The sequence below is a fragment of the Dyella sp. 01N36 genome (assembly GCF_056399745.1).
In genome coordinates this window covers 1-6,655 of the sequence record NZ_JBFTRY010000181.1, presented here as the reverse complement: position 1 = coordinate 6,655, position 6,655 = coordinate 1, and the positions used below count along the sequence as shown (strand labels likewise).

Sequence of the window (6,655 nt, the reverse complement as noted above, 5' to 3'; positions counted from 1 at the left end):
ACTGCAAGGTGTACTGGTATTGCGCCTTCGATTGACGTCCGCCCACCTGGATCGGCGGCGGGTTCTGGATATAGGCGCGGATGCCGGGCACTTTGGCGAACTTGGCGCGCAGCTCCTGGATGATTTCGTTGATGCCCTGCTCACGCTCGCCGGCGGGCTTGAGCGTGAGCGACAGGGAACCGTTGTTGGTGGTCGTGCGCGCACCGCCGCTGCCGACCGACGACATATAGCTCTGGATGTTCGGATCGTCGCCCACGATCTTGGCCAGCTGCTGCTGGCGTTGCGCCATGCTGGCCACGGAGGTGTCGTCCGGACCTTCGACGTTGACGTTGAGCTGCCCCGAATCGCCGGCCGGGATGAAATCCTTGTCGACCACCACGAAAAGCACCGCCGTGGCGACCAGACTGGCCACGAACAGCCCCATGATGCTGCGCGGATGATGCACGGCCCAGGTCAGCGAACTCACGTAGCCACGGCGCACGCGCTCGAAACCCGCGTCGAACCACAGCACGATTTTCGCCTTCTTTTCGTGCTCGGCATGCTTGAGGAAGCGGCTGCACAGCATCGGCGTCAGCGTGATGGAGACGAAGCCGGAGATCAGGATCGCCACACTCAGCGTCACCGCGAACTCATGGAACAGGCGACCGACGATGCCGCCCATGAACATCACCGGCAGAAACACCGCCACCAGCGACAAGGTCATCGAGAAGATGGTGAAGCCGATTTCGCTGGCACCTTTGAGCGACGCCTCGTACGGATCCATGCCCTCTTCCACGTGACGCACGATGTTTTCGAGCATCACGATGGCATCGTCCACCACGAATCCGACTACCAGCGTCAGGGCGAGCAGCGAAAGATTGTCCAGGCTGTAGCCCAGCGCAAACATCGCGCCGAACGTACCGACGATGGAGACCGGCAGCGCCAAGGCAGGAATCAAGGTGGCGGATGCATTGCCAAGGAACAGATAGATCACCAGCACCACCAGCGCACCGGCGAGCAGCAGGGTGAACTGCACGTCGTTCACCGATTCGCGGATGGATACCGAACGGTCGTACAGCACGGCCAGCTTGATCGACGGCGGCAAGGTCGCTTCGAAGGTGGGCAGGACCGCGCGAATGCGATCGATGGTAGCCACCGTGTTCGAGCCCGGCTGGCGCTGGATCGCGAGCACGATGGCGCGCTCGCCGTTGTACCAGCTGGCGACCTGGTCGTTCTGCACACTGTCTTCGGCCTTGCCCAGGTCCGACAGCCGTACGGGTGCGCCATTGCGGTAGGCCACGATGATGCTGTTATACGCATTGGCCCGCTGCAACTGGCCGTCCGAACGGATTTGCAGCAGCTGGCGATTGCCGTTCAAGGAGCCCGTTGCCAGATTCACGTTGGCGGCGGCGATGGCGTTCTGCACCGTATCGATGCCGATGCCGCTGGCTGCCAGCTTCTGCGGATCCACGCTGACGCGCACCGCGTATTTCTGCGCGCCATATACGCTCACCTGCGCCACGCCGTCGATCATCGACAGGCGCTGCGCCAGCTGGGTCTCGGCGTAATCATCGACCACGGAAAGCGGCTGCGTGCGTGAGCGCAACGTGAGATAGAGAATTGGTGCGTCCGCCGGATTCACCTTGCGGAAAGTCGGCGGCGTGGGCATGTTGGTGGGTAGCTGGCGCTGTGCGGCGGAAATGGCCGCCTGCACGTCCTGCGCCGCGCCATCGATATTGCGATCGAGCTCGAAGGTAAGCGTGATCGAGGTGGCGCCCAAGGCACTGGTCGAGGTCATCGACTGGATGCCGGCAATCGTCGACAACTGATTTTCCAGCGGCGTCGCCACCGCCGTCGCCATCGTTTCCGGCGCCGCGCCCGGCAAGCTGGCGCTCACCGTGATGGTGGGGAAATCGACATTGGGCAATTCGTTGACCGGCAGCTTCGGGTAGGCGACAACGCCAAACACCAGCAACGCCACCATCAACAGCGTGGTCATCACCGGGCGTTGGATGCACAGGGCAGGCAGGTTCATGTGCCGCCTCAGCCCTTGTCAGTCACGACGTGCACATGGGCGCCGTCGACCAGCAGCAGCTGGCCGTCCGTCACCACGGTCTCGTTGCCGTCCAGGCCTTTCTCGATGACGATCTGCGCGCCCGTCGTGGGGCCCGCCGTGACCATGCGCTGCTGCACCGTGCCGTCTGCATTGGCCACAAACACGAAACTGCCCAGCGGCGAGTTCTGCAGAGCCACCACGGGCACCGTCACCACATTGCTCAGGCGCGTGGTAGGCAACGCCACTTCCACGAACTGCCCCGGCGTGAGCCGGTCGTCGTCGTTGGCGTAGCGCGCCTTGAGCTGGATGGTGCTGGTAGTGGCATCCACCGAGTTGTTGATGAAGTCCAACTCGGCAGCCATCGGCGCTGACTTGGTGCCGGGGATATTCACGGCCACGGGCACCTTGCCGCGCGTCATGCTGGCCTTGATGCCATCCAGGCCCGTCTCGGGCACGGAGAAAGTCACGTGGATCGGGCGTATCTGATTGAGCACGACGATCGAGGTGTCATTGGCAGTGAGCTGCGCGCCGGGATAGACCAGCGGTGCACCGGCGATGCTGTCGAACGGCGCCTGGATCTGCGTATAGCTCAGCTGCGTGCGCGCCAGTTCCACGGCCGCCTGGTCGGCCTTCACCGCGGCGGTATAGATGCTCTGGTTGGCCTTGTACGTGTCGTAGTCCATCTGCGAGACATAGCCCTTGCCTAGCAAGGGCTGGTAACGCTTGATGACGGTGTTGGCGTTGTCGAGCTGCGCCTGGTCCTTGGCGACATTGCCCAGCGCCTGATCGAGCTGCGCCTGCAGCAGGCTCGGATCGATGCGGATGATGGTGTCGCCCTGCTTCACCTGTCCGCCGGGCCTGAACAGCAAGGCCTGCAACTGGCCGCTGACGCGCGCCTGCACGTTCACCGTCGAAAAGGCTTCGGCGCGACCAATCACCTTCAAGGTGAGATCGAGATCGCCGCGATGCGCGCTGGCCACCTTCACCGGCACCGATGAGGGTGTGACAGGCGTCTTGGCGGCGGCACGCTCGCCGCCGCGGAACATCTGCGCGGCCACGATCGCGGCGACGATGATCGCTGCCAGCACTACGAGTTTCTTGCGGGACGAACCTTGCATGATGTCTCCGACCACCCACCGCTACCGGCGCGCCCGTCATGCGCCGGGGCGCCGCCACAAAAGGCTGCGCTGCCTGTCCAAAAAGGGGATTGCCGCACCGAAGCATGCCCTCTTTACATGGGCATCCCTCACTTCCCCGGTGCGTCGCACCAGGCATTGTGATGCAGCCAGCGTCCGTGACCCGCACGACCGACAGCACTTGGCAAATCGTCCGCCGTCAGGCAGACGACATGTTCATCGCAAAATAGTATGGCGGCAGCATGACGCACACCTGCCATAAGGCCTGGGCCGGGGCTTGCTGGGGCGTTGGATCAGACCTCGCCGTCGTCGGGGCTGGCCCCGTTGTCCAGCGCCTGCAGGTTTTCCTTGATGCGGTTGAGCACGCCCAGCGCCTGCTCCAGCTCAGGCACGCTGATACCCTGGGTGGCATCCTTGCGTACACCCTTGGCGATCAGCTCCATATCGGCGATGACGCCGCGCGCCTGGTCGGTGACATAGAGCCGCCATGCGCGGCGGTCCTTGGGATCAGGCCGGCGTTCGACGAAACCGGCGGCCTGCAGGCGATCGATCACCCGGCCCACCGCGATGGGCTCCATCTCCAAGGATTCAGCCAGCTCGGTCTGGCGCAGGCCTTCGCGGTGGTAGAGCATCTTGGTGGCCCGCCACTGGGCGCGGGTCAACCCGAATTTCACGGCTCGCCTGTCGAAGTGCTTGCGGAACAGCAAGGTGACATCGTTGAGCAAATAGCCAAACGAAATGTCTTCTGCCTTAGTCATGGCGATGGGTCATTCCCTGCGGGATGGTGTCGTAGCCCAAGCATACGTCGCAACTATTTACGAAGCCAAGGCCTATGAACATAGACATCATTGTCGGCGACATTACCGCACTGGACGTGGATGCCATCGTCAACGCCGCCAACAGCGCGCTGCTGGGCGGCGGCGGCGTGGATGGCGCCATCCACCGGGCGGCGGGCCCGAGGCTGATGGAGGCCTGCCAGGCCATACCCGAGCTCAGCCCCGGCGTGCGCTGTCCTACCGGCGAAGCGCGCATCACCGCCGGATTCGACCTCAAGGCACGCTACATCATCCATACCGTCGGCCCGATCTGGCTGGGCGGCCAGAGCGGCGAGCCTGAACAGTTGGCCAACTGCTATCGGCAAAGCCTGGTGCTGGCGACAGAATATGACCTCAATTCGATCGCCTTCCCCGCGATCAGCTGTGGGGTCTACGGCTATCCGCCGCATCGGGCCGCGCGGGTGGCCGTGCGCAGCCTGCTGGATGCGCCGCAGGGCGGTCCATCAGAGGTGCGGGTCTGCTGTTTCAGCGAGGACATGGCCGCCATCTGGCGCGAGGCGCTCAGCGACGCACATTGAACGGATAGAGCGGCGGCAGCGGCGAGGCGTTCGACGCTTGCGCCAGGGGCTGCCACGCAAATCCATTTTTGAACGCAGCAACGAGGCGCTCGTTCAGCCCGGCATCGTCCGCGCCGGCATAGCGTTTGCGCTGCAAGGCATCGATGGCTTCGCGTTGAGCTCCTGCAGACAAAGCCAGGGCGAGTTCACCGAGATTGCGTAGCGCAGGCCTTTCCACCTGGGCCCAGGCGAGCAAGGAGGCCGCCTGTCCTGCCGCATCCTTGCCACGGGCAGCAGCAAGAAAGGCCGCGCGCAGATGCGGTGCCGTGGCCTGGGTTTCCCGTGGCGGCGCATCCGCCGCCAGCCCGCCGCGTCGACGACGCCAGATCAGCCAGGCCAGCACCGTCAGTACCCACAAGCCGAGGCTGGCGAAGGCGATACTGCGCCACCAGGTGTGTTGGACGACGACGGTGGCCTGCGCCGGCGCGACTTCGACAGGTATGGCGTTGCTTTGCGGCGTGGGCGCTGCCGACGCCGCTGGCGCGCCTGCCGCCGCCAGCACGTTGAACGTCTGCGCCGGAATGCGCGCTGTTTCGGCGTGGTTCTCCACCACGTTCCACCAGGTGAGCGTGGTTTCCGGAATGCTCAGCTTGCCGACGCGATTGGGCACCACGGCGAAGCTCTGCTGACGACGCCCCACCAGCCACGGGCCTTCCACGCGCGTGCCATTCACCGGCTTGTCCGGATACACAGTGGCGCCGTCGAGCGAGGGCAGGCTGAGCGCAGGCAAGGCCTCGTACGGCAGGCCGACGGCCTGCACGTTCATCACCAGGTTCAATGGTTCGCCCACATGCAGATCGCCATGCGACGGGCCGCCATCCAGCGTGAGATTGAGCGAACGCGCAGGCAGCCATGCCGCCTGCGCCGCCCGCGTGGGGGCCGGCCGTACATCGATGTCCACCACCGGCGACGCCGCCGTGATCGGCGTGCCGTTGCCGAAGAAGGCGTCGGGGTTGGCCATGTTGACCGACTCGCCCTGGAAGGCCACGGCTGGAATCTGCAGATGGCCTTCGCGCTGTGGCGTGGCCGCGTAGCGGCGCTCGATCACGTTGTAGCGACGACCGCCCCGCTCCGCCTGGTAGGTGATTTCATCGCCGAGGCGACGGAAGTCGATGCCGGTTACTTGCGGGTCTTCCAGGGCCCCGCTGGTCAGATCGGTGGCGTAGAACAAGCGCACCGTATAGACGATCTGCTGGCCGACATACGCGCTGGCGGGATCGACCGTCGCCTCGACGAAGACGTCCTTGCGACCCGCCGCTGCTGCGCTGGCATCGGGCTGCACCACCTCCAAATCCACTGGTGCGGTGGTCCCGCCGGCAAAGGACAGCGCTGGAATGCGCAAGGTGCCCACACGCAGCGGACGCAATGCCACGCCCACCGTAACCTGCGCGGCGCGCTGGCCGTTGATGATGCTGATGCTGGTGTTGCTTGAAGAGCCAAGCACGGCGAAGTCCTCCGACAACGCGCTCAGGTCCGGTGTGGCCGCCATGGCGCCGCCACTGGCGCGCAGATTCAGCGTGACTGTCTCACCAAGCTCCACGCGATTGCGATCCAGCGTTGCCTGGACGTCCGCGGCGAACGACGCCAGCGGCCACAGGCACGCGAGGCAAAACAGCAAGATATGAAGATAGCGGGCCTTCACTGCGAGTCACCTTCAGACGGCGATGCGCCACCATGGCGCTGCCGGTATTCAAGTTCGAACTTGCGCCGTAACAGCGCGCCCGGATCGTCAGGCACGCGCTGCAGCGCCTGTCGCACATCGGCAGGCAGTTTCGATTGGGCGTCGTCTTTCTCGATGGCGCCAAGTTCGTGGGTGCCGTCGCGCGCCTTCTCGTTGGCTTGCTGCTTGCCCAGCGCCTCGTCCATCTGCTTTTGAAGCGCCTGTTGCGCCTGGGCCTGGCGTGCGCGCTCCTGCGCCTGTTGCTCGGGCGTCTGCGGCTGATTGACGCCTTCCTGGCCGGGCGACTTGTCCATCGTCTGGTTGCGCCCCTGCTCGCTCTGATCGTGGCTCTGGCCTTCCGATCCGCCGTGCGCATCCTGCGAGGACTTGCCTTGGCCCTGGTCCTGTTTGCTCTCGTCGCGCTGCTGGCC

5 protein-coding genes and 1 pseudogene are annotated in these 6,655 nt (G+C 64.8%); 1 reads left to right on the top strand and 5 read right to left on the bottom strand.

Features of this window, described 5'->3' with window-relative positions; genetic code table 11:
* From AC1DMG_RS18330 to AC1DMG_RS18320, 3 genes are all read right to left on the bottom strand, one after another.
* Nucleotides 1-2,014: efflux RND transporter permease subunit (locus AC1DMG_RS18330; RefSeq protein WP_477180868.1), on the bottom strand; the 2,014-nt coding region annotated here is incomplete at its 3' end.
* An 8-nt stretch (nt 2,015-2,022) separates the two neighbouring features.
* Nucleotides 2,023-3,153 (bottom strand): efflux RND transporter periplasmic adaptor subunit, encoded by a 1,131-nt coding sequence (locus AC1DMG_RS18325; RefSeq protein WP_477175032.1) that lies wholly within the window; start codon nt 3,151-3,153, stop codon nt 2,023-2,025.
* Nucleotides 3,154-3,464: 311 nt separating this feature from the next.
* Complete coding sequence (locus AC1DMG_RS18320; protein WP_441604483.1) at nt 3,465-3,929, bottom strand: MarR family winged helix-turn-helix transcriptional regulator; 465 nt, start codon at nt 3,927-3,929, stop codon at nt 3,465-3,467.
* Nucleotides 3,930-4,003: 74 nt separating this feature from the next.
* Here AC1DMG_RS18320 and AC1DMG_RS18315 point away from each other — a divergent pair, with 74 nt between their 5' ends.
* A complete protein-coding gene (locus AC1DMG_RS18315) occupies nt 4,004-4,525 on the top strand; it encodes an O-acetyl-ADP-ribose deacetylase (RefSeq protein WP_441604484.1) in 522 nt (173 codons plus the stop codon).
* Here AC1DMG_RS18315 and AC1DMG_RS18310 read toward each other — a convergent pair.
* Nucleotides 4,509-6,206 (bottom strand): BatD family protein, encoded by a 1,698-nt coding sequence (locus tag AC1DMG_RS18310; protein WP_477175033.1) that lies wholly within the window; start codon nt 6,204-6,206, stop codon nt 4,509-4,511. The two genes, AC1DMG_RS18315 and AC1DMG_RS18310, sit on opposite strands and share 17 nt — an antisense overlap.
* Nucleotides 6,203-6,655: pseudogene (locus AC1DMG_RS18305) on the bottom strand (colicin transporter); the annotation flags it as partial. The gene AC1DMG_RS18310 and the pseudogene AC1DMG_RS18305, both read right to left, overlap by 4 nt.

Excerpts from the sequence above, each read along its gene's own strand:
- AC1DMG_RS18315 (WP_441604484.1), top strand. The coding sequence starts at position 4,004 with ATGAACATAGACATCATTGTCGGCGACATTACCGCACTGGACGTGGAT.
- AC1DMG_RS18325 (WP_477175032.1), bottom strand. The coding sequence starts at position 3,153 with ATGCAAGGTTCGTCCCGCAAGAAACTCGTAGTGCTGGCAGCGATCATC.
- AC1DMG_RS18320 (WP_441604483.1), bottom strand. The coding sequence starts at position 3,929 with ATGACTAAGGCAGAAGACATTTCGTTTGGCTATTTGCTCAACGATGTC.